Genomic DNA, 25,491 nt, shown 5'->3' with positions numbered 1-25,491 from the left:
GCATATAAGAGGTCGTCTCACATCGTTCCGGGCATGTCTGAGAAAGACACGAGCAGACGGCGGTTCCTCCAGGCGGCGGGTTCCGCGACCGCGGCGGTCGCGCTCGCCGGCTGTTCCGGCAACGGCGGCGAGGCGACCCCGACCGACGAACCGACGGACTCCGACGGTGGCGAGACGGCCACGACCGAACCGCAGGAGACGACCGAGCGGCCGGAGCCGGAGACGCGCGACGGCTACCTCCAGCGCGCCAACCTCCACTGCCACGAGCAGGCGCCGTGGGTGTTCCTCAACAGGCAGTACTCCGTGTACGGGCAGTCCTCGGACATCGAGTGGCAGCCCCGCACCGACGAGCGCGTGAGCGCGTACGCCATCGAGCCGGCGAACGACGACGGCGACGACGTGGTGATGACCCAATCGCAGATGGACTCCGGGCTCGACCCGCAGGACCACCGCGAGACGCCGACGGACAACATCGTCCTGCAGGCGTACGAAGGGCTGCTCGAACGCGACCGCGAGGGCACCATCGTCGAGACGCTCGCCACCGACTACCAGCGCCTCGACGAGACGACGGTGCAGTTCACCGTCCGCGACAACGTCCCGTTCCACTCGGGCGACTCGCTGACGCCGGAGGACGTGGCCTACTCGATCAACCGGATCGTCGACCCCGACGTGGGCATCGAATCCCCGCAGGTCGACCAGCTCATCGGCGTCGAGGGCGCCGAGGTCGAATCCGAGGAGGACCGAACGGTGAACGTGAACCTCGCGGGCCTCAACCCGATCGTGTTCGCGTCGTTCGCGACCTACTGCGACGTGATGAACCGCTCGTGGGTCGAGGAGAACGACGACGCCTACATCAACCAGAACATGGACGGGACCGGCCCCTTCGAGCTCTCGAACTACGAGCAGGGGGTCGAGGTCGCGTTCGATCGATTCGAGGACTACTGGGACGAGCCGGCGGCCATCTCGACGTTCACGATCAACTCCGCCTCCGAATCGTCGACCCGCGTGAATCGACTCCTCAGCGGCGAGACGGACATCGCGGTCAACGTCCCGCCCCAGGAGGTCTCCCGGGTCGAGGAGAACGACGGCACCAGCATCTCGGCGGTTCCGTCGACGCGGATCCTCTTCAACGCGATGCGGTACGACGTCGAGCCGTTCGACTCGCCTGAGTTCCGTCAGGCGGTCAACTACGCCATCGACCTCGACTCCATCGTCGAGAACGTCCTCCAGACGTTCGGCTCGCCGACCGGCCAGCCGACGCTCGAGGGCTTCTTCGGCCACAACGGGGACATCGACCCGTACCCGCAGGACCTCGAACGGGCCGAACAGCTCGTCGAGGAGTCCGGCTACGCCGGCGCGGAGATCGAGCTCGTGACGCCGATCGGCCGGTACCTGCGTGACGTGGAGATCGCCCAGGCGGTCGCCGCCCAGGTCGACGAGCTCTCCAACGTCTCCGCGAGCGCCCGGCAGGTGGAGTTCTCGACGCTCGTCAGCCAGGTCACCACGGGCAACATCGAGGACAAGCCCCCGTGGTACCTGCTCGGGTGGGGGAACGCGACGTTCGACGCGATCCAGACGATCCAGCCGCTCCTCGCGAGCGACGGGGCGCTGACCTCGTACAAGAACGACGAACTGGACAGCCTGCTCGACGAGGCGCAGAGCCTCCCAAGCGAGAGCAACTAGGCCGTCATGGGCTACGGTCGATTTCTTCTGAAACGCGGCGTGCAGGGGGTGGGAGTCGTCTGGGGAGTCGTGACCGTCGTGTTCGTCCTGCGATTCATCACGCCGGGGTCGCCGATCGACACGGTCGCGCCGCTGGACGCCAGCCAGGAGACGCGCCGACGGATCGCCGAGGAGCTCGGCTTGAACGAGCCGCTGTACATCCAGTACCTCGATTACCTCTGGGAGCTGCTCCACGGCAACATGGGGTACTCGTACATCTCGAGTATCCCCGCCTCGGTGCAGGTGTTCCAGAAGCTGCCGGCGACGCTGGAGCTCGCGATCGCCGCGAGCGTCGTCGCGATCGTCCTGTCGATCCCGCTGGGGGTCATCTCCGCAACGCGGCGTCACGAGCCGGCCGACTACGCCGCCACGACGTTCTCGCTGTTGGGCATCTCGACGCCGAACTTCTGGCTCGGCATCATGCTCGTGCTCGTGTTCGCCGTCCAGTTCGACGTCTTCCCCACCAGCGGGCGGGCCCACGGGTTCATGCAGGCGCTCGCGGCGATCACGGGACCGGCGCCGTTCTTCGAGGTGGCGAGGGAGTGGCTCGCCTCGCTGTTCCTGCCGGCGATCACGCTGGGGACGTACTTCACGGCTCTCATCACCCGACTGGTCCGCTCGGGGATGCTCGACGAGCTGTCGGAGGGGTACGTCCGCGCGACCCGCGCGAAGGGGTTGCCCGAGACGCTGGTCCGCTACAAGCACGTACTCCGTAACACGCTCGTGCCGGTGGTCACCGTCCTCGGTCTGCAACTGGGGACGCTCATCGGCGGCGCGGTGATCACGGAGGCCGTCTTCGCGTGGCCGGGCCTGGGCTCGGAGATCATCCGCGCGATCAACGCGCGCGACTGGCCGATCCTCCAGGGGAGCCTCATCGTCATCGGGACCGGCTTCGTCCTGTTGAACATCGCCGTCGACGCGCTGTACGCGTATCTCGACCCGCGGGTGATGGCAGAATGAAGATCGGACCGCTCTCGATCTCGCCGCGGACAATTCGCAACCTGCGCAAGGAGTTCCGGTCGTCGGGACTCGCGCGCATCGGCGTGGTGCTCGTCGTGGTGATCATCCTCGCGGCGGCGCTCGCCCCGATGATCGCCCCGCACAATCCCCGCACGCAGGACCTCGATCGGGCGCAGTTGCCCCCGCTCGGGTTCACCGACACCGAGGAGCAGACCACCACCGAGATGGTTAACGGCAGCATCCAGACCGTGACCGAGAACGTCACGGTGAACGCGACCGCCCAGCATCCGCTCGGGACGAACTCCCTCGGACAGGACATCCTCTCGCGAGCTATCTACGGGGCCCGAACGTCGCTGCTCGTCGGGTTCTTCGGCACGGTGCTCGCGGCGGTGTTGGGCGTCACCGTCGGGCTGACCGCGGGGTACTACCGCGGGCGGATCGACGACCTGCTGATGCGCACCGCCGACGTGTCGCTGGCGTTCCCGTCGCTCGTGCTCGCGATCGCGTTGATCGGGCTGTTCAGCCGCTTCCAGGCGGACGTCGCCTACGCGGTCACAGATCCGTTGGTGACCACCGGTATCGCCGGCTCGTTCCGCGAGGCCGTCGGACTGCCGACGCCGATGCCCGAGGTGTTCGTGTTGCCGACGGTCGTCATCCTGGTCGTGGGCTTCGTGAACTGGGTGTGGTTCGCCCGCATCGCGCGCGGCGAGGCGCTCTCGATCCGCGAGGAGGAGTACGTGAAGGCGGCCCGCGCGCTGGGGGGCAGCGACGCCCGGATCATCTTCCGGCACGTCCTGCCGAACGCGATCACGCCGATCCTCGTGTTGGCGACCATCCAGGTCGCCGCGATCATCCTGTTGGAATCGTCGCTGTCGTTCCTCGGGTTCTCCGGAACGACGCTCTCGTGGGGCTTCGACATTGCGCAAGGACGTGGCTACCTCTCGTCGTCGTGGTGGATCGCAACCGTGCCCGGGCTCGCTATCGTGCTCGCGGTCATCGGCATCAATCTCGTGGGCGACTGGCTCCGCGACGCGCTCGATCCTGGTATCGAGGGCGAGGGGGGGATGTAGATGAGCGAACCCGCCCCCGCCGCCGAACACGCCGGCGCCTCCGAGGGCCACGGTGCCCCCGAGGGCCACGGTGCCCCTGAAGGGCACTCGGACGACGTGCTCCGTGTCCGGAACCTCTCGACTCGCTTCTTCACCGAGGAGGGGCAGATCAACGCCGTCGAGTCGGTCGACTTCGCCGTCCGCGACGGCGAGGTGTTCGGCATCGTCGGCGAGTCCGGCTCCGGGAAGTCGGTGACGGCGCTGTCGCTCATCGACCTCGTCGACTCGCCCGGCCGGATCACGAGCGGCGAGGTGTGGTACCGCGACGCCGACCTCGCCGAGGAGTTCCGCGACGACCTCCCCGAGGCCGTCGACGGCGACTTCGTCGACACCCGACGACTCCCCGAGGACGTCCGGCGCGCACTGCGCGGGCCGGCGTTCTCGACGGTGTTCCAGGACCCGATGTCCTCGCTGAACCCGTCGATCACCGTCGGCGAGCAGATCGCCGAGGCCGTCGAGGTGCAGCGCCGCGCCCGCTCGAACCCGCGCAGCACCCGCTCGCGGACCCAGGGCTACGGGATGGGGAAGCTCATCACCGACGCGTTGCTGCCGAACAAGGGGTACACCTCCGAGTCGAGCATGAACCGCGCGATCGAGCTGCTCGAACAGGTCGGCATCCCCGATCCCGCCCAGCGCGCCCACGAGTATCCCCACCAGTTCTCCGGCGGGATGCTCCAGCGCGCGATGATCGCGCAGGCGCTGGCCGGGGAGCCGGACGTGCTGATCGCCGACGAGCCGACGACCGCCCTCGACGTGACGATCCAGGCGCAGATCCTCAACCTCCTGCGCGACCTGCAGGAGGAGCAGGACACCTCCGTCGTGATGATCACCCACGATCTGGGCGTCATCGCCCGGATGTGCAACCGCGTGGGCGTGATGTACGCGGGCCAGATCGTCGAGCGGGGGACGCTCGCGGACGTATTCGAGTCGCCCGTCCACCCGTACACGGAGGGACTCATCGGCTCGATCCCGGACCTCGACGACCCCGCCCCGCGTCTCCAGCCGATCGAGGGGAACGTCCCCTCGCTGGTCGACGAGGAGATGGGCGGCCGGTGTTTCTTCGCCGACCGCTGCCCGAAGGCGATGACCGACTGCCTGCAGGAGATCCCGGAGTACGACGCCGAGCCCGGCACCGACGAGCACGCCGTCCGCTGCGTGCTCGCCGAGCGGGAGTACAGCGAGGCGGACGCGCTCCCGCCGGACCACTTCGACCGCAACGAGGAGGTGCGCGGCGATGAGTGAGTCGACGCCAGCCGGGACCGACGCCCGCGACGGCGACGACTCCGCCGACGCCGTCTCCGCCGGACGCGACGGGGAAGAACCGCTGCTGGAGGTTCGCGGCCTCCGGAAGTACTACTACGAGAACGACTCGCTGTTCGACCGCCTGCTCGGCCGGGAGCCGACCAGCGTGAAGGCCGTCGACGGCGTCGACCTCGAGGTGTACCAAGGGGAGACGCTCGGCGTCGTCGGCGAGTCCGGCTGCGGGAAGTCCACGACCGGCGAGACGCTCCTCCGCCTGCGCGAGGCCACCGACGGCACCGTGCGCTTCGACGGCGAGAACGTCATGGAGATGGCCGACGACGAGTTGACGCGCTTCCGCAAGCGCGCGGGCATCGTCTTCCAGGACCCGTTCTCCAGCCTCGACCCGCGCATGACCGTCGGCGACATCGTGAGCGAGGGGCTGAAGATCCACAACCTGCCCGAGGAGTCGCCCGAGGACGGGCGCTCGAAGCGGGAGTGGCGCCGCGACCGCGCGAAGGAACTGCTCGAGCGCGTCGGCCTCTCGGCCGACCAGATCGACCGCTACCCGCACGAGTTCTCCGGCGGGCAGCGACAGCGCGTCGGCATCGCCCGCGCGCTCGCGCTCGATCCGGAGTTCATCGTCCTCGACGAGCCGGTCTCGGCGCTGGACGTGTCCGTCCAGGCGCAGATCCTGAACCTCCTGGAGGACCTCCAGGAGGACTTCGGGCTCACGTACCTGTTCATCGCGCACGACCTCTCGGTCGTCCGGCACATCTGCGACCGCGTCGCCGTGATGTACCTCGGCGAGGTGGTCGAGACGGGCCCGACCGATGCCATCTTCGAGTCGCCGAAACACCCCTACACGGAGGCGCTGTTGGAGTCGGTTCCCCGCGCGTCCGTCGAGGAGCAGGGGCGGCGCGTCGACGCGCTCTCGGGCGACGTGCCCTCGCCGCGGGACCCGCCGTCGGGGTGTCACTTCCGGACGCGCTGTCCGAAGGTCATCCAGCCGGCGACCGTCGACATCCCGCAGGAGCAGTACCGCGGGGTGATGAACCTCCGCGACCGGCTCGAACGCCAGGGGTTCACCGCCGACTCCGTCTGGGACACCCTGGAAAGCGAGCACGACGGCGACGACTTCGAGCGCGACACCGTCGCGTTCAAGGAGGCGATGCGCGAGGAGTTCGACCTCGCGGGCCTCTCGGGCGCGACGATGGACACCGTCGAGGACGCCCTCGAAATCCTCGCGAACGGCCGCGAGGAAGAGGCCGCCGACCGCCTGCGCTCGTCGTTCGCATCGCCGTGTGAGGAGGAGGACCCGGCCCTGATCGGCGGCGAGCACGCCGCGGCCTGCCACCTCTTCGCCGACGAGGAGTACGACCGCGACCTCGACCCCGACGAGGTCGGGACCGCGATGGGCGGAATGGCGCCGCCGGAGCCGTCGGCGGTTCCCGACGACGCCGAACTCGACCCGGACGACATCGACGACATCGACGACGCCGTCGGCTCGGACGACGACCGGTAGCCTCGTCGGGTCGTTCCCGTTCCGTGACGTTTCGAACGCACCTCCCGAGCCGTGCGATCGTGCCCTCGCGTCCGCGGCTCTCACAGCGCGTCGGTCGACGGGTCGCTTGTTACGAACAGCTTACCTGGGACGATAGTCGACGCATCGAACACCGGCGACACGCACACCCCCGCGCCGTGTCGCGATCGATCCCGCACAGTGTCACGATCGATCTCGGAACGACACCGGATACGTGCACCTGCGCCCCCTATTTCGTCCTGTCCGGTTGAGATGAGAAAAAGATTCAACGAACAGTATGAATGGTTTCGTCGATTTTCAAGCCGTCGTGAAACGTCCCCGAGGTCGCGCCGGCGCTCGGTGAACGGTTCGAATCCGACCGAATGCTCTTCATACTATATGTGGTCGGGGGTGTACCGGTAGAGTGTGCAATGACTCCCTCCAATCCCCTCCGAACGCTGGCCGGGTTCCGGGACGTGATGCCGGCGCCGTCCAAGCTGAAGGACACCCTTACCCAGTTCACCGGCACCGGCCGGACGGTCGCGGTCGAACCGGCGCGTGCGGTCGCGTTCTACGCGGCGATCGCGCTCCCGTTCGTCTACCTGCCCATGCTGGCGAACGGCGTCACGGTCGAACAGCTCACCGTCCTCGTCGGCCTGCTGCTCGCGAACGCGGCGGCGCTGGTGCTCGGCCACGGCTACGGCTCGCGGTAAGTCGGTCGGCGGTTGGTCCCCGTCGTTCGCATTTTCGGAACGATCCCCGTTTCGACGTTTCAGCCGGCCGTGACATCTTGGATGACTTCTGCAGAGCGGTGTCTATGACCTGCGGAGATAGCAAGGACGGTCGCGTCCGTGAACTGTCGGAACTGAGGACGCGTCGCCGAGCGGTGTCGCGTGCTCGCTCACGCGGCGTGACCTCGGTCTTATGCCCGACGCCCGCCGCTCGCGCCCACGGTTGGGGCCACACGGTGCGGACGCTGCCGTTGTAGTCCTGTACGCTCACGTCCTGCTCGTACCAGGTCATCCCGGTCTCCGCCGCCGCCTCGGCCGTGCGGTCGGTGTGCGCCGTCCGCCCGGCTCTTTCATCACTAACCGCGACTGAGTGAACGAAGCTACCGGCTGGCGATTCGTGAGAGGGTCAAAAGTGGGTTGGGGCGGATTTGAACCGCCGGCCTCCTCCATGTCAAGGAGGTGTCATAACCGGACTAGACTACCAACCCGACCGGTCGTTCTCTGCATTCATCGAATTCGCAGGGATATAATTAAGGCTTCCGAAAGGGCCCGTCCCCGAGGCGCCGTCCCACGGTTTCGCGGGTCACCCGCCGCTGACCGGCGGGAACAGCGCGAGCTCGTCGTCGTCGTCGACCGGCGTGTCGAGTCCCTCCGCCTCCCGGACGTCCCGACCGTTCCGGAGGAAGTTGACGTGCCCACGGAGGTCGCCGTCCTCGTCGAGCACCCGGGCAGCGAGCGCGGGGTAGGTGTCCACCAGCGCGTCAAGCGCCTCCCCAACCGTGGCGGCGTCGGGCGCCTCGACGTCCGGCTCCGGCTCGCCGGCCGCCTCGGCGAGATCGGCGAACAGCTTCCAGTTCATACGTATCCGTCCCCCTCGGGCGGCCAAGAGCGTTGCGCCGCCGGGGCGAACCCCCTCGCCGGCGATCCTGCTACGCCTCAGGGGCGCTCGCCCGTCGTTCGACCTCCCGGATCGCCTCGGGTCGGGCGACGAGATAGAGGGTCTCGCCGGCGGACAGCGTCCGTCCGCGCGGGGGGATCGGTTCCACCTCCCCGCCGGCGGTCTCGACGGCGACGACCGCGCCGGCGACGCTCTCGACGGCGTCGCCCTCGAGGTCGCTGCCCGCCTCGATCCGAACGACGGCCATCGTCTCGTCGGCCGCGCGCAACACCGACGCGAACTCGCGGTCCGCCCGGGGGCTCGCGGGGAGCGTGACGAGGCGGTACTCGCCGTCGGCGTCGAACCGGGCGGCGTCGGATCCGTCGACCGCCAGCGTCACCACGTCGCCCGCGGCGCTTCGCAGCTCCGCCGTCGCGACCCGTTCGAAGTCGGGCGGCGCGGGCGACGCGGACGATGCGGGATCGGTGTCGGCGGATTCGTCCGCGGGGGCGGCGGCGGCGGGCGTGTCGGCGGAACTGGTCGCCGTGGAAGCCGCGGAATGAGGCTCGGCTGGGGCTCCGGAGTTGTCGCCCGCGTCCGTCTCCGGGACGGGTTGCGCGTCAGACTCGGGTCCCGTGGGCTCTGGTGCCGGTTCGGGACGGCGCCACACCTGGACCACGTCCCCGGGACCCGCGCCGTTCGGCGGGTCGGCGCGGACGGCGACGGCGCAGGCGCTCGGGTCGAGCGTCGGGCCGATCCCCGCGACGCGGCGGCCGACGCCGAGGTGGACGATCCGGTCGCCGTCGAACTCGGCGTCGACGTGACCGACCTCGTACTCAGTCTTCAGCCGGGCGAGGAATCGCTCCCGGAGTTCCTCGTCGGAGAGGCGACGGGGGAACAGCATGGTCTCGCCGGCGAGGCGTTCCTTGGTCGCGTCGTCGACGGGGTCGTAGCCGTCGATGTCGACGATCGTCTCCGGGAGCGTGAGCGGTCGGATCCGTCCCACGGTTCTGGCGAAGCGGCTGAGTTCGCCGTCGACCGCGTCCGCGCCGGTGACGGCGGTCACGCTCGTCGCGAACCGGTCGCCGGCCCGCCTGCCGACCGGGGCGGCGACGGCGGCCACGAGGAGGCTGACGACGTTCCGGAGGACAGTCGCCGGCGCGAAGGGGTCGGCCACGATCGCGCCGCCGACGGGGATCACCGTCTCGAACAGGCCGACGGTGTTGAGGTACACGGCGACGACCGCCGTCCCGAGCAGCGTCGTCAGTCCCCGCGGGACCGCCTCGTTCACGAACCAACGGTAGGCGGCGGCGCCCGCGGCGGCGACGAGGAACGACGCGACCGCGAAGCCGACGAGCCGCGGGGCGTTCAGCCCGCCGAACACGTCGACGAACGATTGGATGGGTACCGCGATCGCGAACGCGGCGGCAACCGTCTGAACGCCGGACGGGCCCGGGATCATGCTCCCACCTCGCGTTCGAACCGGTCGAGGTCGCGACGCGTCCCGACGGCGAGGAGGTCCGCCCCGGCGGCGGGGACCGTGTCGCCGCCGGGCGCCAACCGCCACCGGCCGCCGTCGTTGATAGCGAGCACGGCGACGCCGTACTCGTCGCGGACCGCGGCCCCCCGCAGGCTCGTCCCGTCGAGGGGACCGCCGGCGCGGACCGAGAGCCGGCGGAAGCGCTTGCCGGCCCGGCGCAGCAGCGACAGCAGTTCGAACTCGCGTCTCGTGCCCCGCGAGCGCACGACGACGCGCTCCACGTCGGCGTCGAGCAGCCGCGTCGCGGCCCCCCTGTCGACGGCGACCGTGAGCCGCCCGTCGCCGCCGGTCGTCGTCGGCGACGCGGGCGGTCGGGGGGCGTCCTCCCCCCCGTCGGTCGCGGGCGGCTTCGACGGCTTCGCGGTCCCGCCGCCGTCGGTCTTGGCGGCGACGACCGTGCCGTCGACGGCGCGGTCGGCCGTCACGACGGTGACCTCGTCGCCGCGGGCGAGCCCCGTCGGCAGCAGCGCCGACACCGAAACCGCCTGCTTGCCGGCGGGGACGCGCTTCGAGACGCCCGCCAGCGGGGGCGCGGCGGCGACGGTCGCGCGCCCGCGCTCGTCGAGCCGCACCGTCACCTCGGCGAGGTCGTGGTCCGACCGGAGGCGGTCGGCGACGGCAGTCTCCAGCTCCGACAGCGGGAGGTCCGCGTCGAAGTCCTCCTCGAAGGAGCGAAGCTCCGCGCGCAGCTCCGGCGGGAGCGGGGGGTACCCCTCGATGTCGGCCACGTCGCCGGCGACGGTGACGCGAACGCGCCCCCGGCCGCTCGCGAGGTCGACCGCCTCCGACGAGAGCGTCCGTTCGGTGAGCTGACTGAGGCTGATCCGCTTGGGAAGCGCCGCCCCCATCGCGTCGCCCTTCGCGTGGGCGTACATCGAGATCATCAGGATGACGACGATCGCGACCAGGAACGCGGTGCCGTTGGTCGCCTCCGTGATCGTCTCGTCGTTGAGCGCGAGCAGTCCGCCGTTGACTCCGGCGATGGCGAGCGAGAGGACGACGACACCGAACCCGGGGATCGAGACGCCGGTGACGTACTTGAACGTGAACCCGAGCGTCCACGCGACGAGCGCGGGGACGATCCCGGTGAGCAGGCCCAGATAGACCCCGAGCAACACCTGCACCGGGAGCGAGGAATCGACCATACCGGCCGGTGACGGCGGGAACACAAATTCGTACCGGGGCGCGATCACCGCCGCCTCCGCCGCGGCCGCCACGTGCCGCACGGTTTATCACCGCACGGCGGATGGAGTCGGGTAATGGGAAGGCTGCGGGAGCGACTCGGCGGTCGGCCGGCCGTGGGACTCGTCGGCGCCGCCGCGTTGCTGTCGATAGTCACGGGGATCAACCGTATCGTCGCGCCGCCGGGAAGCCGCCTGCCGTTCCTGGCGCTGTTGCCCGAGGAGGCGACGCTGCTCGCGGGATTCACCGGCGCGATCACCGGCTTTCTCCTGCTGGTCGCGGCGTACGGCCTCCGGCGGCGGCTCCGTGCCGGCTGGTACGCCGCGCTCGTGTTGCTCCCGTTGACGGCGCTGCAGGGGCTCGTCGGGTCCACGCGCGTCGGCCTCCTGCTGGCGCTGCTGTCGGTCGTCGCGCTGCTCGTGCTCGCGGCGAACCGCCGACCGTTCTCCGAAGAGATCGACCTCACGGCGACCCAGTGGGCCGCCCTCGCCGGGCTCGTCGGATCGCTGGGCTACTCGACGGCGGGGGCGTACGCGCTCAACGAGGAGTTCACCAACCTGGCGACGATCACCGACGCGGTGTACTTCTCGGTCGTCACCGCCTCGACCGTCGGCTACGGAGACGTGACGCCGACCTCGCCGCTGGCGAAGTGGTTCGCCATGTCGGCACTCGTACTCAACGTCGCCGCCTTCGCGGTCGCGCTCGGCGTCCTGATCACCCCCGCGATCGAAGCCCGCCTCACGACCGCCCTCGGACGCATGACAGACACAGACATCGACCTGCTCGCCGATCACGTGCTCGTGCTCGGCCACGGCGAACTCACCGAACCGCTCATCGACGAACTGATCGAGGCCGACGCGCCGTTTCTCGTCATCACCCCCGACGAGGCGGTCGCGCGGGTTCTCAACGAACGCGACGGGGTCCGCGTGCTCACCGCCGACCCCTCCGACGAGGAGCCGCTCGAACGAGCGAACGTCGCCGACGCCCGCGCGGTCGTCGCCGCGACGAACAACGACGCCGAGGACGCGCTCGCCATCCTCACCGCCCGCCAGCTCAACCCCGACGTGACGATCGTCGCGGCGGCGACCGGGCGCGAGAACGTGAACAAACTGAAGCGCGCGGGCGCCGACACGGTCATCTCGCCGGCGACGATCGGCGGCCACCTCCTCGTCGAGTCCGCCCTCCAGGGCGAGGACTCGGAGGCGGTCGCTCGACGGCTCCTCGACGAATCGTAACGACTCGGTGGGCCACCGGACCCGCGCGCCCGACGGAGGCCTCTCTCCGGGGTCACGTCTTCGGAGTCACGCCTGCGGGGTCACGCCGCGGCGACCGCGGTCAGGACTTCCTCGACGAGGCCGGCGTCGTCGGTCCACACCCCTTTGTAGCCGTCCGACTCCTCGCGGGCGACGAGCCCGCACGCGTGTCCCCCGTCGCCGCCGTCGAACGCGACGACCCAGAAGCCTCCGATCTCGCCGTCGCCGACCGGGTGGTACGTGACCCCCGGTATCGCCGGCGGGTCCCAGTCGTCGGCGCCGTGGACGTGGATGTCGAGGTCGGTCTCGGCCGCGAGGTGGCGGTACACGTCGACCTGCGGTCGGAACGCCGAGAACCGCTGGAAGCTCGCGCGGAGCGTTCCCGAGCCGATCCGATAGGCTCGCTCCTCGATCTCGCGACTCACAGCCAGCAGCGTGCGGCGGCGCATCGACGCGAACAGCGTGTTGTCGAACAGCTCGAAGATCGCGCGATACCCCGCAGGAACCTCGTCGCGTTCGCCGGGGCGGACGACGGGGGCATCGAAGATGTGGGCCAGATCGGCGGCGGCGATCACTCCGACGAACTCGCCGTCGGCCTCGATGAGCACGAACGGGTCGGGTCCGGTCGGGCCGAGCGTCCGAACCTCGAACTCGATGCCGTGTGCGGCGAACAGCGACTCCGCTTGGACCGGCGCCCCGCGTCGGTAGACGGTGACGGCGTGGTCCCGGTTCCCCGCGCTCGCGAGCAGCGAATCGAGCACCGTCACCCTCAGGCCTGCCGGGAGGACTCGGCGGCGGCGCTTCGACCGACGAGCTCCTCGACCTCCGGGTCGAGCGGCCGCGGCGCGACGGTTCCCGACGCCGGGTCGTACTCCACCAACTCGATCGTATCGAGCTGTGGGAGATGGACGTGCGTCAGTGCGACGAGCAGTCGATCCCGTTCGCTCTGGGTCGCCATCGCCCCGGTTTCGGTCGCCTCCCACCCGCACAGCAGCGTCGCGAGCTCGTCGACCGACGTTCCGTCCGGCCCCTCGTCTTGCAGTATCGCCAGCAGCCGTCGCCGCTGTGTCGACGCGAGTCCCCGATAGAGCGCGTCGTCGGCCAGCGTCACGTTGCTCTCGACCTGTCCCCCCTCACGTTGGTCGACCGATTCGTTCGTCATACACTCACAAATATTGCCAGTCGTGGAACAAAGGGTCTTCGCCAGAAATTCGTCATGTTGGCGGGCTGTGTCCCTCACGAGCGAGGGGAACGCCCGAGGAACGCCGCACCGTCCGATTCTGGCGCCGATCGCGTGACCGACCGAAGACCGCGCGACCGGCCGCCGACAGCTCGGACCACCGAAACGCGACCGACGGCCGATAACACGAACGACCGCCGACACTGCGACCGACCGCCTACAGCGACGCGACGGCGTCGAGCGCGATGTCGATGGCGCGGCCGACGTTGTTCTTCGCCTTCTCGGGCAGTTCCTCCTCGGAGTCGGCCCCCTTCTGGGTGCCGGCGACGAGGTTGCCGTCGGCGGTGCAGATGGCGCCGGCGTTCATCCCGCGGCGGCGCGCCAGCGAGAAGACGGCCGACGCCTCCATCTCGATGGCGAGCAGGCCCGCCTCCTCCCAGTCGTCGACGTACTCGTCGGACTCGTTGTAGAACGCGTCGTCGGAGACGATCGGACCGACGTGCACCTCCTCGTCATTGGCCTCCGCGGCGTCGACGAGCGCGGTGAGCGTGTCGTAATCCGGGACCGCGGGGTACGTCTCGGACTCGTAGCGCTTGCTCGTTCCCTCCTCCTTGGCGGAGCCGGTGGCGACGACCATGTCGCCGATCTCCACGTCGGTCTGGAGGCCGCCGCAGGTGCCGACTCGGATCACGGTCTCGACGCCCACGTTATGCAGCTCCTCGATGGCGATCGCCGCGGAGGGACAGCCGATCCCCGTCGAGCAGATCGTGAGGTCGACGCCGTCGTAGGTGGCGTTCACGATCCGGTACTCGCGGTTCTCGGCGACGAGCTCCGACTCGTCGCAGTGGTCGGCGATTCGGTCGACGCGGTCGGGGTTGCCCGGGATGAGCGCGATTTCGTGAACGTCGCCCTCGTCGACGAGCAGGTGGGGCTGGTTTGCCATACGCTCGCTCGCCGCGCGCTCAGCAAAAACCCCGCGGAAGCGTCGGCCGCAGCGGAGCCGACGGCGGGAAGCGTCGGCCGCGACGGGACCGACGGCGACGCCGTCCGCGCAGTAGCGCAACCCCTTTCCCCCGTTCAGTCGAACGCCCGCGTATGAGTGCCCTCGACGAGGACGTGCTGGCGAAGTACCGCGAGGCGGGCGAGATCCTGACGACGGTGATGGGCGAGACGCGCGAGCTGGTCGAGCCGGGCGCGACCCACCTGGAGGTCGCCGAGTTCGCCGAGGAGCGCATCCGCGAGGAGGGCGCGGGGCTCGCGTTCCCGGTGAACGTCTCGATCGACGAGGAGGCGAGCCACGCGACGCCCGAGCGCGACGACGAGACCGAGTTCGGCGAGGACGTTGTCTGTCTCGACATCGGCGTCCACGTCGACGGTTACATCGCCGATGCGGCCGTGACCGTCGATCTCGCCGGCGAGACGGAGCTGGTCGAGGCCGCCGAGCAGGCGCTTGAGGCCGCCGTCGACGCCGCGGGGCCGGGCGTCCCGGTCGGCGAGATCGGCGCCGAGATCGAGGACGTGATCGAGGCGTACGACTACACCCCTGTGTACAACCTCTCGGGACACGGCGTCGAGCGGTTCGACGCTCACACGGGGCCGAACGTGCCGAACCGCGGGGTCGACCGCTCCGTCGAGCTGGAGCCCGGGCAGGTCGTCGCGATCGAGCCGTTCGCGACGACGGGCCGTGGGAAGGTCGGCGAGGGCAACGAGGAGGAGATCTTCGAGCTGACCGAGGACGTGTCCGTCCGCAACCGCGCGGCGCGACAGGCGCTCGAACAGGTGCGCGAGTTCGACGGGCTCCCCTTCGCCGCGCGGTGGCTCGACTCATCGCGCGACGAGATGGCGCTGCGGCGGCTCGCCCGGCAGGGCGCGGTCAAGGGGTACCCCGTCCTGAAGGAACAGGACGGCGAGCTGGTCAGCCAGGCGGAGCACACCATCGTCGTCACCGAGGACGGGATCGAGGTGACGACCGAGGGGCTGTTCGCCTGAGTCGGCGCGCGTCGACGGTCGAGGGCAACGCCGTTGCTGGGGATCGAACGGAACACGCGGAGCGGTAGTGCGGTCCCGGGGCCGCTCCGGTCGGGCCCGGTGGGACGGTCGGCCGATGCGGGCAGGTGCTACGCGTTGTTCATCCGGGTCGCCGTCTCGGCTCCGCACTCGCTGCAGGTCGTGATCCGGTACGGCTCGCGGGAGAACTCCGCGTTTTCCTCCTTCTGGCTCTCGGTGCGGATCTCCACCCGCACGTCGTGCGTCGTCTCCCCGCCACAGTTCGAACAGCGCTCGGTGACGTGGTCGGGCTCGGAGGGTTGGGTCGCCATGCGCGTTCGCATACGACGCTAACCCCGATAAAGATACCACGTGTGTAATAACTCTTTGTGTCGTTCGCCCGCCGACCGATGTGTCGTGTTCCCGTCGACCAGTTCCCGGCCCGCGCTCACGGGGTTCTAAGAGCCGCGCGGACGACCGCCGGGTATGGATCAGGTGTTCGCGCCGTGGCGCATCGAGTGGGTCGAACGCGACCCCGAGGAGGACGCGATCGACGGCTGCCCGTTCTGCGTGTTGCCCGAGCGCGACGACGACCGCGCCTCCCGCATCGTCGCCCGCAGCGAGCGCGCGTTCGTCCTGCTCAACAACTACCCGTACAACCCCGGCCACGTCATGGTGATCCCGCGGGTCCACGAGGGGGAGTTCCCCGCCCTCGACGACGCGACGCTGCTGGATCACGCCAGGATGAAACAGCGGACGATGCGCGCGTTAGACGAGGCGCTCGACCCGAACGGCCTCAACGCCGGGATGAACCTCGGGGGGAGCGCCGCCGGCGGCTCCATCGACGACCACCTCCACACTCACATCGTCCCGCGATGGGAGGGCGACACGAACTTCATGCCCGTCATCTCGGACACGAAGGTGATCGTCGAGGCGCTGGAGGACACGTGGGAGCGCCTCCGCGACGCCTTCGCCGGGCAGGAGGGCGCCCGCGTCGGCGACGACGACGAGGCGGTGCGGATCGCGTTCGAGTGAGCCGGCGGGTCGGCCGGAGGCGACCCAACGACTTTATCGAACGATGACGCACGAGCACGTATGAGCAGATCCGCGGAGGAGGCCGTCGACCACGCGGGCGAGGCGGACCTCGACCCGGCGGAGGCGTTCGCCCTCCTCGGCAACGAGACGCGCATCGACATCCTCCAGTCGCTGCACGAGGCGACGATCGAGCGCGAGGACGACCGACCGGTCGCGTTCTCGGAGCTGTACGAGCGCACCGACCTCGACGACAGCGCCCACTTCAACTACCACCTGAAGCAGTTGCTCGATCACTTCGTGCGCAAGGTCGAGTGCGGCGACGACGCTGTCGACGACGACCCCGACGGTGCCGACGGCGCGGGCACAGCCGCCGGCGACGCAGGCACCGCCGCCGGCGACGACGCCGTGGCCGCAGGAGACTGCGTGGAGGGGTACGAGTTCCGGACGCCGGGATGGAAGGTCGTGCGCTCGGTGTTCGCGGGGACGTTCACCGGCCGCGGGGAGGTCGGTCCGTTCGACGCGCCGGGCGCCTGCTACGAGTGCGACGGCGACCTGGAGGCGCGGTACGCGAACGAACTCCTCACCATCGCCTGTACGGACTGTGGGCGCACGCCGGTGAACTACTCGTTCCCGCCGGGCGGGCTCGCCGACCGCACCCCCGATGAGTTCCTCGACGCGTTCCACCACCACGTCCGTCACCACTACTGTCTCGCGGCCGACGGCGTCTGCCCGGAGTGCATGGGCCGGATGGAGACTGAGCTGGTCGACGACATCGCCGTCCCCGGCCAGGAGGTCGCGGTGCGCCACACCTGCGGCCGCTGTGACAACCGCCTCACCTCGGCGGTCGGGGTGAACCTCCTCGACACCGCGCCCGTGCTCACGTTCTTCTCCGACCGCGGCGTCGACCTCACCACCGAGCCGTTCTGGACGCACCCGTGGACCGTCAGCGACGTGCACACGACCCTCGTCAGCGAGGAGCCGCTGCGCGTCCGCCTCGACCTGCCGTGCGAGGGCGACACGATCCGCGTCACCGTCGACGAGACGCTGGAGGTGCTCGCGACCGAGGTGGAGACGGAAACGGAAACCGAAACGACCGCGGTCGACGCCGCCGCCGAGGACTAGCCGAGCGTCGGCCGACCGCGGCGGGGGCGACTCGGCCGACGACTCAGCGCCCGTCGTACACCACGTGGCCGTCGACGGCCGTCAGCGCCGCCTCGATCTCGTCGATCCGGTCGGACTGTTCCCACGGCGAGTCGTCGAGCAGGACGACGTCCGCGCGCTTGCCCGATTCCAGCGTCCCGAGTCGGTCCTCGTCGAATCCGGCATAGGCCGCGCCGCCGGTGTACGCCCGCAGCGCCTCGGTGACGCCGAGCGACTGGCCCTCGCTGGGGGCGTTGACAGCGTAGTGGACGCCGAGGAGGGGGTCCAGCGGCATGCAGTCGCTGCCGAACGCCAGCGGCGCGCCGGCGTCGAGGTAGGCCGGCAGGCGGTTCGCGTCGGTGCGCCGGTCGCCGAGGCGGTCGTCGTAGAGGCCGCCCTCGAAGCCCCACTTGTGGAAGTTGGGCTGCATCGACGCGACGACGCCCAGGTCGGCCATCCGCTCGATCGCCTCGTCGCTCGCGAGTTCCGAGTGCTCGATTCGGTGGCGGGAGTCGCCCGGGTCGTCGGTGTTCTCGTAGGCGTCGAGCACCGCGTCGACGGCTGCGTCGCCGATAGCGTGCAGCGTCACCTGGAAGTCGTGGTCGTCGGCGCGGGCGACGAGGTCGCGGATCCCGTCGGGGTCGCGCACCCACGTCCCCGTCTCGTCGGGATCGTCGGCGTACGGTTCGTGGAGCTTCGCGGTCCGACCGCCGAACGTGCCGTCGGTGTAGGACTTCACGGCGCCCGTCCGCACCATGTCGCTGCCGTGGTTCGTGCGGAGGCCGCCGTCGATCAGCGAGTCGAGGTGGTCGGCCCAGTAGTTGATCCGAACCCGGAGGGTGAGCTCGTCCGCGAGGTCCAGATCGCGGTACACCTCCGGCGCCTTCGACTGCCGGACCATGTCGTGAACCATCGTGACGCCGCGCTCGTTGGCGGTCGACTGGACGGCCCGAATCAGCTCCTCGGCCTCCTCTGCGTCGGGTTCGATCGCCTCGTAGACGGGGTCGACGGCCTCCTCGACGATCACGCCGGTCGGGTCGCCGCCCTCGGTTCGCACGTCGCCGTCGGGCATCCGCTCTCGGAGCCGGTCGAACACCGGGTCGTTGACGCTCGCGACGTGCATGTCCTCGCGGACGGCGACGACGGGCACGATCTCGGACACCGCGTGAAGGTCCTCGCGCGTGAGCGGCCGCGACTCGTCCCACGTCGACTCGTCGTAGCCGAACCCGAGCACCCACTCGCCGGCGTCTGTGTCGACCTCGGCGGCGCGCTCGCGGAGCGACTCGACGGCCTCGTCGGGGGAGTCGGCCGCCGAGAGGTCGGCGTGGACGAGCGTCCGTCCGGCGTTGAGGAGGTGGGTGTGCGCGTCGATCAGCCCCGGGATCGCGACGCGGCCCTCTGCGTCGATGGTCTCGGTGTCGGCGCCGGCGAGGAACTCCACGTCGTAGGCGGCGCCGAGGCGGACGACGCGGCCGTCGCGGACGGCGAACGCCTCGTGCGTCTCGTCGGGCTCGGCGAGCGTGTGTACCTCGGCGTTCGTGACGACGAGGTCTGCGGGTTCGGTCATTGTGCTGGGTTGTGGTCGGCGGGGTGGTAACGGTTCGGGAACGATCAGGCTTCGTTCTGGCTGGTGGATCTCCGGATGCGACCGCGAACACGGCGAACACGACGACCGCGAAAGCCCCCGGTTCGCTCGTGGCCTACGCCTCGCTGCGCTCCTCGGCCTTCGACCTGCGGTGCTTGCGTCGTCTCGGCTCACGAGCGAACCGGCCCCTTTCAGTCCCGCCCGCCGCGACCGCACCGCACCTCGTCCTCCCCAGCCGATTCGCTCCCTCGCTCCGCTCGGTCGCTCATCCCTCGCGCGCGTCCGGCCGGCACGGAGGCCGGCCGGCGCGCGCCGTTCACGAGACGTGGCGCGTCTCGTGAGCTCACGAGAGCTGTGCTCTCGTGAACGACCGCAGTTCGTGCACACCAAACAGATGACTTCGACGCTCGGCCCGTCCGAGCAGAGGGTGGGAATGAAAGGGGCCGCGGGGGCTTTCGGGAGCTGCGACCCCGCGATGGCGGAACCGGTCGTCGCGGTCACTCCGAAACGATCACCATCGGACTCCGATCGCCAGAATCGACACGACTTAGCGACACCCCCGACCACACCGATCCATGACCGACACCGACGCCGAGGAACTCGCCGGGCGCGTTCTCGACGGCGATCTCCGCCTGTACGAGCTAGAGGAACACGCCGACGCCGACACCGCCGCGGCGGCGCGACGGCTGCTCGTCGAGGACCACTCCGGCGCCGATCTCTCCGTCAGCGGCGACTACGGCTTCCCCGCCGAGGCCGCCGACGCGAACATCGAGAACATGCTCGGGGCGGTCCAGATCCCCCTGGGCGTCGTCGGCCCCGTCGCGATCGACGGCGGCGTCATCTCCGGCGAACACTACCTCCCGATGGCGACGACCGAGGGCGCGCTGCTCGCGTCGGTGAACCGCGGCTGTGCCGCGCTGAACACCGCCGGCGGCGCAGGCGCGCGCGTCCTCAAGAACCGGATGACACGCGCGCCCGCCTTCCGCGTCGCCGACGTGGCCGAGGCCGAGGCCCTCTCCTCGTGGGTGCGCGACAACACCGAGGCGCTGCGGGAGGCCGCCGAGTCGACGACGAGCCACGGCGAGTTGAAGGAGGCGACGCCGTACGTCGTCGGTAACACCGTCTTCGTCCGGTTCGCGTACGACACGAAGGACGCGATGGGGATGAACATGGCGACCATCGCGACCGAGGAGGCCTGCGACGTGATCGAGGCGGAGACGAGCGCCTCGCTCGTGGCGCTGTCGGGCAACCTCTGCACCGACAAGAAGCCCGCCGCGATCAACGCCGTCGAGGGCCGCGGGCGCACCGTCGCCGCCGACGTGACGATCCCCCGCGAGACCGTCCGGGAGACGCTGAAGACGACCCCCGAAGCCGTCGCCGAGGTGAACACCCGCAAGAACCTCGTCGGCTCCGCGAAGGCGGGCAGCCTCGGCTTCAACGCCCACGTCGCCAACTCGGTGGCGGCGATGTTCCTCGCGACCGGACAGGACGCCGCGCAGGTCGTCGAGGGCGCGAACGCCATCACGACCGCCGAGGTCGACGGGGACGGCGATCTATACGTCAGCGTCACCATCGCGTCGCTGGAGGTCGGAACGGTCGGCGGCGGCACCAAGCTTCCCACGCAGTCGGAGGCGCTGGAGGTGCTCGGCATCCGCGGCGGGGGCAACCCCGCCGGCAGCAACGCCGACGCGCTCGCGGAGGCTGTCGCCGTCGCGGCGCTGGCGGGCGAACTCTCGCTGCTGTCGGCGCTCGCCTCGCGCAACCTCTCGTCGGCGCACGCGAGCCTCGGTCGGTAGGCGCAACGGCGGCGAGAACCCGATATCCCGGGGCCGTCGCTACGGCTCGTCCAAGTACGTGGGGTCGCTACCGCTCGTCGAGGTGGGTCGCGACCGCCCGGATCGCCCACACCGTCCGCCGCCGGACGTGCAGCGGGTCGCCCCACAGATGCGCCGCCATCGGCGTCTGGACCGCGGCCGCGGCGATCAGGAACCCGCCGACTGCGGGGTGGACGTACACCCACGCCGCGATCCCGGTCGTCACCTCCCACACGAGCAGCGCGTACGCCGCCGCGCCGTGCATCGTCAGGAACACGCCCAGCAGCGAGACGAACGTCGCGAGGAACAGGAGGCCGGCGTATGGGGGTGCGTCGGCCGCCGTGGCGCCGGACTGGAGCGGCCAGGCGAGCGTGGCGTGGAACGTCTCCGCCGCCGCGACCGCGGTCGCGACGCCGGCGAGCGCCTCCCCCGCGGTGATCGACATGCTCGGACTGGTCCGCAATCCGGTATAAACGCTCCGTCGCGGTTACAGGAGTCGATACTCGCCGCCCGACTCGGTCGCCTCGCCGCGGCGCGCGAGCCGGTCGAGGATGTCGCGGGCGGCCTCGGCGGGGACCCCGTGGTCGGTCGCGTACGCGACGACGGCCTCCTCGGTCGCGTTGCCCTCGCGGATAGCATCTCGGACGATCTCGTCGCGCGAGCGCGACCCGCCGGCGTCGTCGCTGCCGGCGGCCGCGACCTCGTCGGCGTCGAGCCCCGAGGCCTCGAGGTACTCGCGGTCGTCGACGGCGCCCTCGAACCCCTCCAGTTCGCGTTCCAGCTCGGCGACCGATCCGGCGCGCTCGAACGCCCCCGACTGCCCGCGCTTGTCGGCGAGCAGCTTCGCCCGCGCCTGCGCCGCGGCTGCCCGGTCCTCGGACTCGTAGAAGCGTTTGAGCCGGTCTGTCGGGTGTCGCGTGTCACAGCGCGGGCACGTCGCCGATTCTTGAGCGTCCGGGTCCGAGACGAGCCAGTAGGTGCCACAGGAGCGACAGCCGACGACCGCGTACATACCGATGGGTTGCCCGTCATCGGAATTGAACCTTGTCACCGTCGGCGGGGCGGTCGCGCCCCCACGGCGGCGGAACTAAGAGGTGCGCCGTCGCCGACCACTGTATGGATCACGTACCCCACGACCCGAGCGGCGACACGGAGGCGGTCGACGGCGTCCACCTCGCGCAGCTCGCGACGGGCGAGAACATGAGCGTCCAGCACTTCTCGATCGAGCCGGGCGCCGAAGTGCCGTCGCACAGCCACCACCACGAGCAGGCGGGATACATCACCGCAGGTGCTCTGACGTTCGTTCTCGCCGACGGCGAGGAGGTCGTCTGCGAGGCGGGCGACTCGTACGTCCTCGCGGGCGAGGAGGTTCACGGCGCCGAGAACAGGGGGGACGAGCGCGTGGAGGGGATCGACGTGTTCAGCCCGCCGCGGCCGAACCCCGACTGGCAGGAGTAGGTCGTCGCTCAGTCCGCCTTCGCCTGGGCGTCGTCGTCGACCTCGTCGCCGTCGAGGTCGGACTCGTCGAGGTCGCTCCCGTCGACGCCCGGGGCGGCGCTCACGTCGACGTCCTCGGGCTCGTCGGTGCCGCCGACGTGGAGTTCGCCGTCGGCGTCCTCGACGTACGCGTCGTCGGCGAAGCCGGCGACGGCGTTCTCGAACTCCCCCTCGGCCATGCGCTCGGGGGTGCCCGACGCGTCGGCGACGCCGTCGGCGGGGCGGAACTCGCCCAGCGGGTCGTCGATGGTGATGTCGTAGCGCTCGAAGAACTTCTCGTAGCGGCGGTAGTGCTCCTCCAGTTCGCCGCTGGGGATCTCCATCATCTCCGCCCAGCCGTGGTTGAAGAAGTCGAAATTGGCCTGCACGTGGGTGATCTCGCGGGCCTCCGCCTCGGGATAGCCGGCGTCCAATGCCGCGACGTAGGTGTCCATCGTCGCGTCGAAGAAGTCGTCGAGGTGGTCGCGACGCTCCTCGCGACGGTCCTCGTCGGCCTTGTTCAGGAAGATGTCCGTGTGCATGCCGACGAGCTTGTCGTTGACGTAGCCGCCGACGACCGGCGTGGTGAGCGCGCGTTTCGCGGCCCAGTGGCGGATATTCTGCCGGAGCTTCATGCTCCATCGTTGGGATCGAGTACTCTTGAATGTGCGGCGAACCGGCATCGCGGGTCACCAGCCCCGTCGGCCGGGAAGTCCCTTCTACTCCTAGAGGGTCTGGTGAACCCCCCTAGAGGATCGGGTGAATTCCCCTGGTACGTATCCTCGTGAATCCTCACGTCGATAGCAACCCACATTAACCCCGAATCCGAATCGCCGGTATGAGCGAGTCGTTCGTCATCATCGGTGACGGGATCGCCGGCAGTTCCGCCGCCGAGACCCTCCGGGAGGAGGCACCCGACGCCGACATTACCGTGATCACAGACGAGGGGGAGGCCCTCTACAATCGTATCCTCATCAAGGAGTTCGCTAAGGGGAAGCTTCCCGAGGCGCCCATCTCCATCCACGAGGAGGGGTGGTACGAGGAGCGCGACATCGAGCTCGAACTCAACACGCTCGTCACCGACATCCGCACCGACGAGCACGGGGTCGAGACCCACGAGGGCGACGTGTTGGAGTACGACAAACTGCTCCTGGCGGTCGGCGGTACGCCCCAACAGCTCCCCGTCGAGGGGAGCGACGCCGACGGCGTCCACCACTTCTGGACGTTCCAGGACGCCCGTCGGATCCGCGAGTCCGCCGAGGACGCCGAGGACGCCGTCATCGTCGGCGCGGGCCTGCTCGGCATCGACCTGGCCGCCATCTGCGGCGCCCAGGGCGTCGAGGGCAAGTACCTCATGCGCGGGGACTCCTGGTGGCGCTACGCGCTCAACGAGGAGGGCGCCGAGATCATGCACGAGGCGATGCGCGAGCGCGGCGTCGAGCCCGTCTTCCAGTCCGGCGTCGATCACTTCGAGACGGACGACGACGGCCACGTGACTGCCGCGGTCGACCCCAACGGCGAGCGCTTCGACGCCGACTTCGCGGGCGTCGCCATCGGGCTGAACCTCAACACCGAACTCGTCGAGGACACGCCCATCGAGACGGACGACGGCATCGTCGTCGACCAGTACATGCAGACGAACGACGAGGACGTGTTCGCGGCGGGCGACATCACCCGCTTCCACGACGTGATCCTCGGCGAACGGGCGCAAAACGGCGCGTGGGGCAGCGCGAAGGAACAGGGCACCATCGCCGCGAAGAACATGCTCGAGTACGAGTCCGCGGAGTTCCGCTGGGTCTCCTCGTACTCCATCACGCACTTCGACTTCCCGTTCCTCTCGTTCGGTCACCCGACGCTCGGCGACGACGAGGTCATGCGCTCGTTCGGCGACGACGAGTGGCGCCGCCTCGCGCTGAAGGACGGCAAGATCGTCGGCGGGGTCCTCATCGGCAACCTCGCGCCCCAGTCGGCGTACAAGCAGCTCATGCGCGAGCAGGTCGACGTGAGCGGCCAGACGGACCTCCTCATGACCGAAGGCTTCTCCGTCGACGATCTCGAGACCGAGGGCGCGACCGCCGAGTAACCCACCGGTCCGGCGACCGTCGCGTTCGCGTTCGTTTCTCGTTCCGTTTCTCCTTCGGTTTCTCGTTCTTCCGGACCCACCGTCGATACCCCGACCGCCGCCGGTTCGTTCGCACCCACAACGTTAAGTAATAATCATGTGTATTGGTACCACGTGTCACGAAACGGCCCGAAACTGACGGTGCGTCACGCCGAGTCCGTCGCCGAGGAGGCGACGGTCCGGCACGTCGATCAGTTGAGCGAGCGCGCGTTAGCCGACTTCCTCGCGCTGATCGCCGGCGAACGGCGGTCCGTCCCCGATCTCGACGCCGGGGAGGTCGTGGTGCACACGTCGTACTACCGGGTCGTCGGAGCGGGACGGACGAGGTGGACCGCCGACGCCGCGGCGTCGGACGACGGGGTGACGGTCGCGTCGGACGGCGGGGAGCGGGCGACCGACACGCGCTGATCGGTCGGTAGACGCGGAGCGGGCGACCGACAGCGGGGATGTGTGACTGCCGAATAGCGGAAGCCCCGGACCGACACCGTTTTCGGCGCCACCCCCGGAGTACGTCCATGGATGGCGGCGGTTCGAGCGACATGACGCTCGCCTTCGAGTTGGACGCGCTGAAGTCGTTGGCCGACCCGAACACGGTGTTCAACGACGCGCGCGGGTGGACCGAGTACGTCGGCGTGGTCTCCGAGAAGCCCACGTACGTGGTCACCAACTTCACCCGAAAGCACCGCGTCCGCCAGGACTTCTTCTCGGGGCCGCGGGGCGTGACGGAGTCGCTGGAGAACGTGAAACGCCAGTTCGACACGGACCGACACGTGTTCGTCGGGACGACCGACGAGGACCGCGCGGTCGCCGAGGAGACCGGCTGGGAGTTCCTCCCGCTTGCGCAGGCGGCCGAGGCGGCCGGCTGGACGCTGACCGACCCCGAGGAGGAGTCGGAGCACTTCGACGAGGACACGCGCGACGACTGGCCCTGAGCGCGCGAGGACCCACACGAACTCGACCGGCGGAGCGCGCGCTCTGCGCGTCCGACGGCGACCTTCAGCTTTCGAAACCACTAATC

Annotated in this window: 26 protein-coding genes and 1 tRNA gene; 15 read left to right on the top strand and 12 right to left on the bottom strand. The window is 69.8% G+C overall.

The features are described 5' to 3' along the window. Positions 1–33: 33 nt before the first annotated feature. The 6 genes from K6T50_RS15125 (at position 34) to K6T50_RS15100 (ending at position 7,265) form a co-directional block, all read left to right on the top strand. Positions 34–1,683 (top strand): ABC transporter substrate-binding protein, encoded by a 1,650-nt coding sequence (locus K6T50_RS15125; RefSeq protein WP_222607391.1) that lies wholly within the window; start codon positions 34–36, stop codon positions 1,681–1,683. A 6-nt stretch (positions 1,684–1,689) separates the two neighbouring features. Further along, complete coding sequence (locus tag K6T50_RS15120; RefSeq protein ID WP_222607390.1) at positions 1,690–2,682, top strand: ABC transporter permease; 993 nt, start codon at positions 1,690–1,692, stop codon at positions 2,680–2,682. Continuing rightward, positions 2,679–3,752, top strand: a complete 1,074-nt coding sequence (locus K6T50_RS15115) for an ABC transporter permease (RefSeq protein WP_222607389.1) — start codon at positions 2,679–2,681, stop codon at positions 3,750–3,752. Before K6T50_RS15120 ends, K6T50_RS15115 begins: the two co-directional genes overlap by 4 nt. After that, complete coding sequence (locus tag K6T50_RS15110) at positions 3,753–5,033, top strand: ABC transporter ATP-binding protein (protein WP_222607388.1); 1,281 nt, start codon at positions 3,753–3,755, stop codon at positions 5,031–5,033. Beyond that, positions 5,026–6,555: an ABC transporter ATP-binding protein gene (locus K6T50_RS15105; RefSeq protein WP_222607387.1), complete on the top strand. Its 1,530-nt coding sequence runs from the start codon at positions 5,026–5,028 to the stop codon at positions 6,553–6,555. The genes K6T50_RS15110 and K6T50_RS15105 overlap by 8 nt, the downstream gene beginning before the upstream one ends. 428 nt (positions 6,556–6,983) lie before the next feature. Beyond that, entirely contained in the window at positions 6,984–7,265 is a 282-nt protein-coding gene (locus K6T50_RS15100) for a DUF8028 family protein (protein WP_222607386.1), read from the top strand. 431 nt (positions 7,266–7,696) lie between these two features. On the opposite strand, the gene K6T50_RS15095 is transcribed toward K6T50_RS15100, so the two are convergent. From K6T50_RS15095 to K6T50_RS15080, 4 genes are all read right to left on the bottom strand, one after another. Beyond that, a tRNA-Val gene (locus K6T50_RS15095) sits at positions 7,697–7,771 on the bottom strand. Between the two features lie 95 nt (positions 7,772–7,866). Further along, positions 7,867–8,142, bottom strand: coding sequence for a ubiquitin-like small modifier protein 1 (locus K6T50_RS15090; RefSeq protein WP_222607385.1), 276 nt, complete (start codon positions 8,140–8,142; stop codon positions 7,867–7,869). A 70-nt stretch (positions 8,143–8,212) separates the two neighbouring features. Next, a complete protein-coding gene (locus K6T50_RS15085) occupies positions 8,213–9,622 on the bottom strand; it encodes a DUF8167 domain-containing protein (protein ID WP_222607384.1) in 1,410 nt (469 codons plus the stop codon). Then, complete coding sequence (locus K6T50_RS15080) at positions 9,619–10,845, bottom strand: TrkA C-terminal domain-containing protein (RefSeq protein ID WP_222607383.1); 1,227 nt, start codon at positions 10,843–10,845, stop codon at positions 9,619–9,621. The genes K6T50_RS15085 and K6T50_RS15080 overlap by 4 nt, the downstream gene beginning before the upstream one ends. Before the next feature lie 114 nt (positions 10,846–10,959). On the opposite strand from K6T50_RS15080, the gene K6T50_RS15075 reads away from it, so the two are divergent. Beyond that, entirely contained in the window at positions 10,960–12,117 is a 1,158-nt protein-coding gene (locus K6T50_RS15075) for an NAD-binding protein (protein ID WP_222607382.1), read from the top strand. Between the two features lie 80 nt (positions 12,118–12,197). Here the strand turns inward: K6T50_RS15075 and K6T50_RS15070 are convergent, their stop codons facing one another. From K6T50_RS15070 to K6T50_RS15060, 3 genes are all read right to left on the bottom strand, one after another. Further along, a complete protein-coding gene (locus K6T50_RS15070) occupies positions 12,198–12,902 on the bottom strand; it encodes a DICT sensory domain-containing protein (protein WP_225935339.1) in 705 nt (234 codons plus the stop codon). Positions 12,903–12,904: 2 nt separating this feature from the next. Then, complete coding sequence (locus tag K6T50_RS15065) at positions 12,905–13,297, bottom strand: DUF7344 domain-containing protein (protein ID WP_222607381.1); 393 nt, start codon at positions 13,295–13,297, stop codon at positions 12,905–12,907. Positions 13,298–13,532: 235 nt separating this feature from the next. Next, positions 13,533–14,258 (bottom strand): guanosine phosphorylase, encoded by a 726-nt coding sequence (locus K6T50_RS15060; protein ID WP_222607380.1) that lies wholly within the window; start codon positions 14,256–14,258, stop codon positions 13,533–13,535. Positions 14,259–14,410: 152 nt separating this feature from the next. Here K6T50_RS15060 and map point away from each other — a divergent pair, with 152 nt between their 5' ends. Further along, a complete protein-coding gene (gene map, locus K6T50_RS15055; RefSeq protein ID WP_222607379.1) occupies positions 14,411–15,304 on the top strand; it encodes a type II methionyl aminopeptidase in 894 nt (297 codons plus the stop codon). A 128-nt stretch (positions 15,305–15,432) separates the two neighbouring features. Here the strand turns inward: map and K6T50_RS15050 are convergent, their stop codons facing one another. Next, entirely contained in the window at positions 15,433–15,633 is a 201-nt protein-coding gene (locus K6T50_RS15050) for a DUF7835 family putative zinc beta-ribbon protein (RefSeq protein WP_222607378.1), read from the bottom strand. A gap of 154 nt (positions 15,634–15,787) precedes the next feature. Between K6T50_RS15050 and K6T50_RS15045 the strand changes: the two genes are divergently transcribed. Continuing rightward, complete coding sequence (locus K6T50_RS15045; RefSeq protein WP_222607377.1) at positions 15,788–16,336, top strand: HIT family protein; 549 nt, start codon at positions 15,788–15,790, stop codon at positions 16,334–16,336. 60 nt (positions 16,337–16,396) lie between these two features. Beyond that, the gene (locus tag K6T50_RS18960; protein ID WP_225935338.1) at positions 16,397–17,458 is read left to right on the top strand and encodes a winged helix-turn-helix domain-containing protein; all 1,062 of its coding nucleotides are present in this window, start codon (positions 16,397–16,399) and stop codon (positions 17,456–17,458) included. 43 nt (positions 17,459–17,501) lie between these two features. Here the strand turns inward: K6T50_RS18960 and K6T50_RS15035 are convergent, their stop codons facing one another. Then, a complete protein-coding gene (locus K6T50_RS15035) occupies positions 17,502–19,043 on the bottom strand; it encodes an amidohydrolase (RefSeq protein ID WP_222607376.1) in 1,542 nt (513 codons plus the stop codon). A gap of 593 nt (positions 19,044–19,636) precedes the next feature. Between K6T50_RS15035 and hmgA the strand changes: the two genes are divergently transcribed. Next, a complete protein-coding gene (gene hmgA, locus K6T50_RS15030) occupies positions 19,637–20,857 on the top strand; it encodes a hydroxymethylglutaryl-CoA reductase (NADPH) (protein ID WP_222607375.1) in 1,221 nt (406 codons plus the stop codon). Between the two features lie 67 nt (positions 20,858–20,924). Here hmgA and K6T50_RS15025 read toward each other — a convergent pair whose 3' ends face one another. Further along, complete coding sequence (locus tag K6T50_RS15025; protein ID WP_222607374.1) at positions 20,925–21,320, bottom strand: hypothetical protein; 396 nt, start codon at positions 21,318–21,320, stop codon at positions 20,925–20,927. 42 nt (positions 21,321–21,362) lie between these two features. Then, positions 21,363–21,887: a DUF5817 domain-containing protein gene (locus K6T50_RS15020; RefSeq protein ID WP_222607373.1), complete on the bottom strand. Its 525-nt coding sequence runs from the start codon at positions 21,885–21,887 to the stop codon at positions 21,363–21,365. Positions 21,888–21,991: 104 nt separating this feature from the next. Between K6T50_RS15020 and K6T50_RS15015 the strand changes: the two genes are divergently transcribed. Beyond that, positions 21,992–22,333, top strand: a complete 342-nt coding sequence (locus K6T50_RS15015; RefSeq protein WP_222607372.1) for a cupin domain-containing protein — start codon at positions 21,992–21,994, stop codon at positions 22,331–22,333. Positions 22,334–22,341: 8 nt separating this feature from the next. Here K6T50_RS15015 and K6T50_RS15010 read toward each other — a convergent pair whose 3' ends face one another. After that, positions 22,342–22,986: a DUF6149 family protein gene (locus K6T50_RS15010; RefSeq protein WP_222607371.1), complete on the bottom strand. Its 645-nt coding sequence runs from the start codon at positions 22,984–22,986 to the stop codon at positions 22,342–22,344. Between the two features lie 203 nt (positions 22,987–23,189). Between K6T50_RS15010 and K6T50_RS15005 the strand changes: the two genes are divergently transcribed. From K6T50_RS15005 to K6T50_RS14995, 3 genes are all read left to right on the top strand, one after another. Beyond that, positions 23,190–24,434: an NAD(P)/FAD-dependent oxidoreductase gene (locus K6T50_RS15005; protein ID WP_222607370.1), complete on the top strand. Its 1,245-nt coding sequence runs from the start codon at positions 23,190–23,192 to the stop codon at positions 24,432–24,434. A gap of 153 nt (positions 24,435–24,587) precedes the next feature. After that, positions 24,588–24,881: a DUF7979 domain-containing protein gene (locus K6T50_RS15000; RefSeq protein ID WP_222607369.1), complete on the top strand. Its 294-nt coding sequence runs from the start codon at positions 24,588–24,590 to the stop codon at positions 24,879–24,881. A 107-nt stretch (positions 24,882–24,988) separates the two neighbouring features. Beyond that, positions 24,989–25,405, top strand: a complete 417-nt coding sequence (locus tag K6T50_RS14995) for a DUF7124 domain-containing protein (RefSeq protein ID WP_222607368.1) — start codon at positions 24,989–24,991, stop codon at positions 25,403–25,405. The last annotated feature ends 86 nt before the right edge of the window (positions 25,406–25,491 follow it).

It is taken from the genome of Halobaculum magnesiiphilum, from assembly GCF_019823105.1.
Classification (GTDB): domain Archaea; phylum Halobacteriota; class Halobacteria; order Halobacteriales; family Haloferacaceae; genus Halobaculum; species Halobaculum magnesiiphilum.
This window is presented reverse-complemented; position numbering and strand designations above follow the sequence as displayed.

What these genes read in the sequence shown, in the direction of transcription:
- K6T50_RS15125 (WP_222607391.1), top strand. Translation starts at nt 34, where the DNA reads ATGTCTGAGAAAGACACGAGCAGACGGCGGTTCCTCCAGGCGGCGGGT.
- K6T50_RS15120 (WP_222607390.1), top strand. Translation starts at nt 1,690, where the DNA reads ATGGGCTACGGTCGATTTCTTCTGAAACGCGGCGTGCAGGGGGTGGGA.
- K6T50_RS15115 (WP_222607389.1), top strand. Translation starts at nt 2,679, where the DNA reads ATGAAGATCGGACCGCTCTCGATCTCGCCGCGGACAATTCGCAACCTG.
- K6T50_RS15110 (WP_222607388.1), top strand. Translation starts at nt 3,753, where the DNA reads ATGAGCGAACCCGCCCCCGCCGCCGAACACGCCGGCGCCTCCGAGGGC.
- K6T50_RS15105 (WP_222607387.1), top strand. Translation starts at nt 5,026, where the DNA reads ATGAGTGAGTCGACGCCAGCCGGGACCGACGCCCGCGACGGCGACGAC.
- K6T50_RS15100 (WP_222607386.1), top strand. Translation starts at nt 6,984, where the DNA reads ATGACTCCCTCCAATCCCCTCCGAACGCTGGCCGGGTTCCGGGACGTG.
- K6T50_RS15090 (WP_222607385.1), bottom strand. Translation starts at nt 8,142, where the DNA reads ATGAACTGGAAGCTGTTCGCCGATCTCGCCGAGGCGGCCGGCGAGCCG.
- K6T50_RS15085 (WP_222607384.1), bottom strand. Translation starts at nt 9,622, where the DNA reads ATGATCCCGGGCCCGTCCGGCGTTCAGACGGTTGCCGCCGCGTTCGCG.
- K6T50_RS15080 (WP_222607383.1), bottom strand. Translation starts at nt 10,845, where the DNA reads ATGGTCGATTCCTCGCTCCCGGTGCAGGTGTTGCTCGGGGTCTATCTG.
- K6T50_RS15075 (WP_222607382.1), top strand. Translation starts at nt 10,960, where the DNA reads ATGGGAAGGCTGCGGGAGCGACTCGGCGGTCGGCCGGCCGTGGGACTC.
- K6T50_RS15065 (WP_222607381.1), bottom strand. Translation starts at nt 13,297, where the DNA reads ATGACGAACGAATCGGTCGACCAACGTGAGGGGGGACAGGTCGAGAGC.
- K6T50_RS15060 (WP_222607380.1), bottom strand. Translation starts at nt 14,258, where the DNA reads ATGGCAAACCAGCCCCACCTGCTCGTCGACGAGGGCGACGTTCACGAA.
- map (WP_222607379.1), top strand. Translation starts at nt 14,411, where the DNA reads ATGAGTGCCCTCGACGAGGACGTGCTGGCGAAGTACCGCGAGGCGGGC.
- K6T50_RS15050 (WP_222607378.1), bottom strand. Translation starts at nt 15,633, where the DNA reads ATGGCGACCCAACCCTCCGAGCCCGACCACGTCACCGAGCGCTGTTCG.
- K6T50_RS15045 (WP_222607377.1), top strand. Translation starts at nt 15,788, where the DNA reads ATGGATCAGGTGTTCGCGCCGTGGCGCATCGAGTGGGTCGAACGCGAC.
- K6T50_RS18960 (WP_225935338.1), top strand. Translation starts at nt 16,397, where the DNA reads ATGAGCAGATCCGCGGAGGAGGCCGTCGACCACGCGGGCGAGGCGGAC.
- K6T50_RS15035 (WP_222607376.1), bottom strand. Translation starts at nt 19,043, where the DNA reads ATGACCGAACCCGCAGACCTCGTCGTCACGAACGCCGAGGTACACACG.
- hmgA (WP_222607375.1), top strand. Translation starts at nt 19,637, where the DNA reads ATGACCGACACCGACGCCGAGGAACTCGCCGGGCGCGTTCTCGACGGC.
- K6T50_RS15025 (WP_222607374.1), bottom strand. Translation starts at nt 21,320, where the DNA reads ATGTCGATCACCGCGGGGGAGGCGCTCGCCGGCGTCGCGACCGCGGTC.
- K6T50_RS15020 (WP_222607373.1), bottom strand. Translation starts at nt 21,887, where the DNA reads ATGTACGCGGTCGTCGGCTGTCGCTCCTGTGGCACCTACTGGCTCGTC.
- K6T50_RS15015 (WP_222607372.1), top strand. Translation starts at nt 21,992, where the DNA reads ATGGATCACGTACCCCACGACCCGAGCGGCGACACGGAGGCGGTCGAC.
- K6T50_RS15010 (WP_222607371.1), bottom strand. Translation starts at nt 22,986, where the DNA reads ATGAAGCTCCGGCAGAATATCCGCCACTGGGCCGCGAAACGCGCGCTC.
- K6T50_RS15005 (WP_222607370.1), top strand. Translation starts at nt 23,190, where the DNA reads ATGAGCGAGTCGTTCGTCATCATCGGTGACGGGATCGCCGGCAGTTCC.
- K6T50_RS14995 (WP_222607368.1), top strand. Translation starts at nt 24,989, where the DNA reads ATGGATGGCGGCGGTTCGAGCGACATGACGCTCGCCTTCGAGTTGGAC.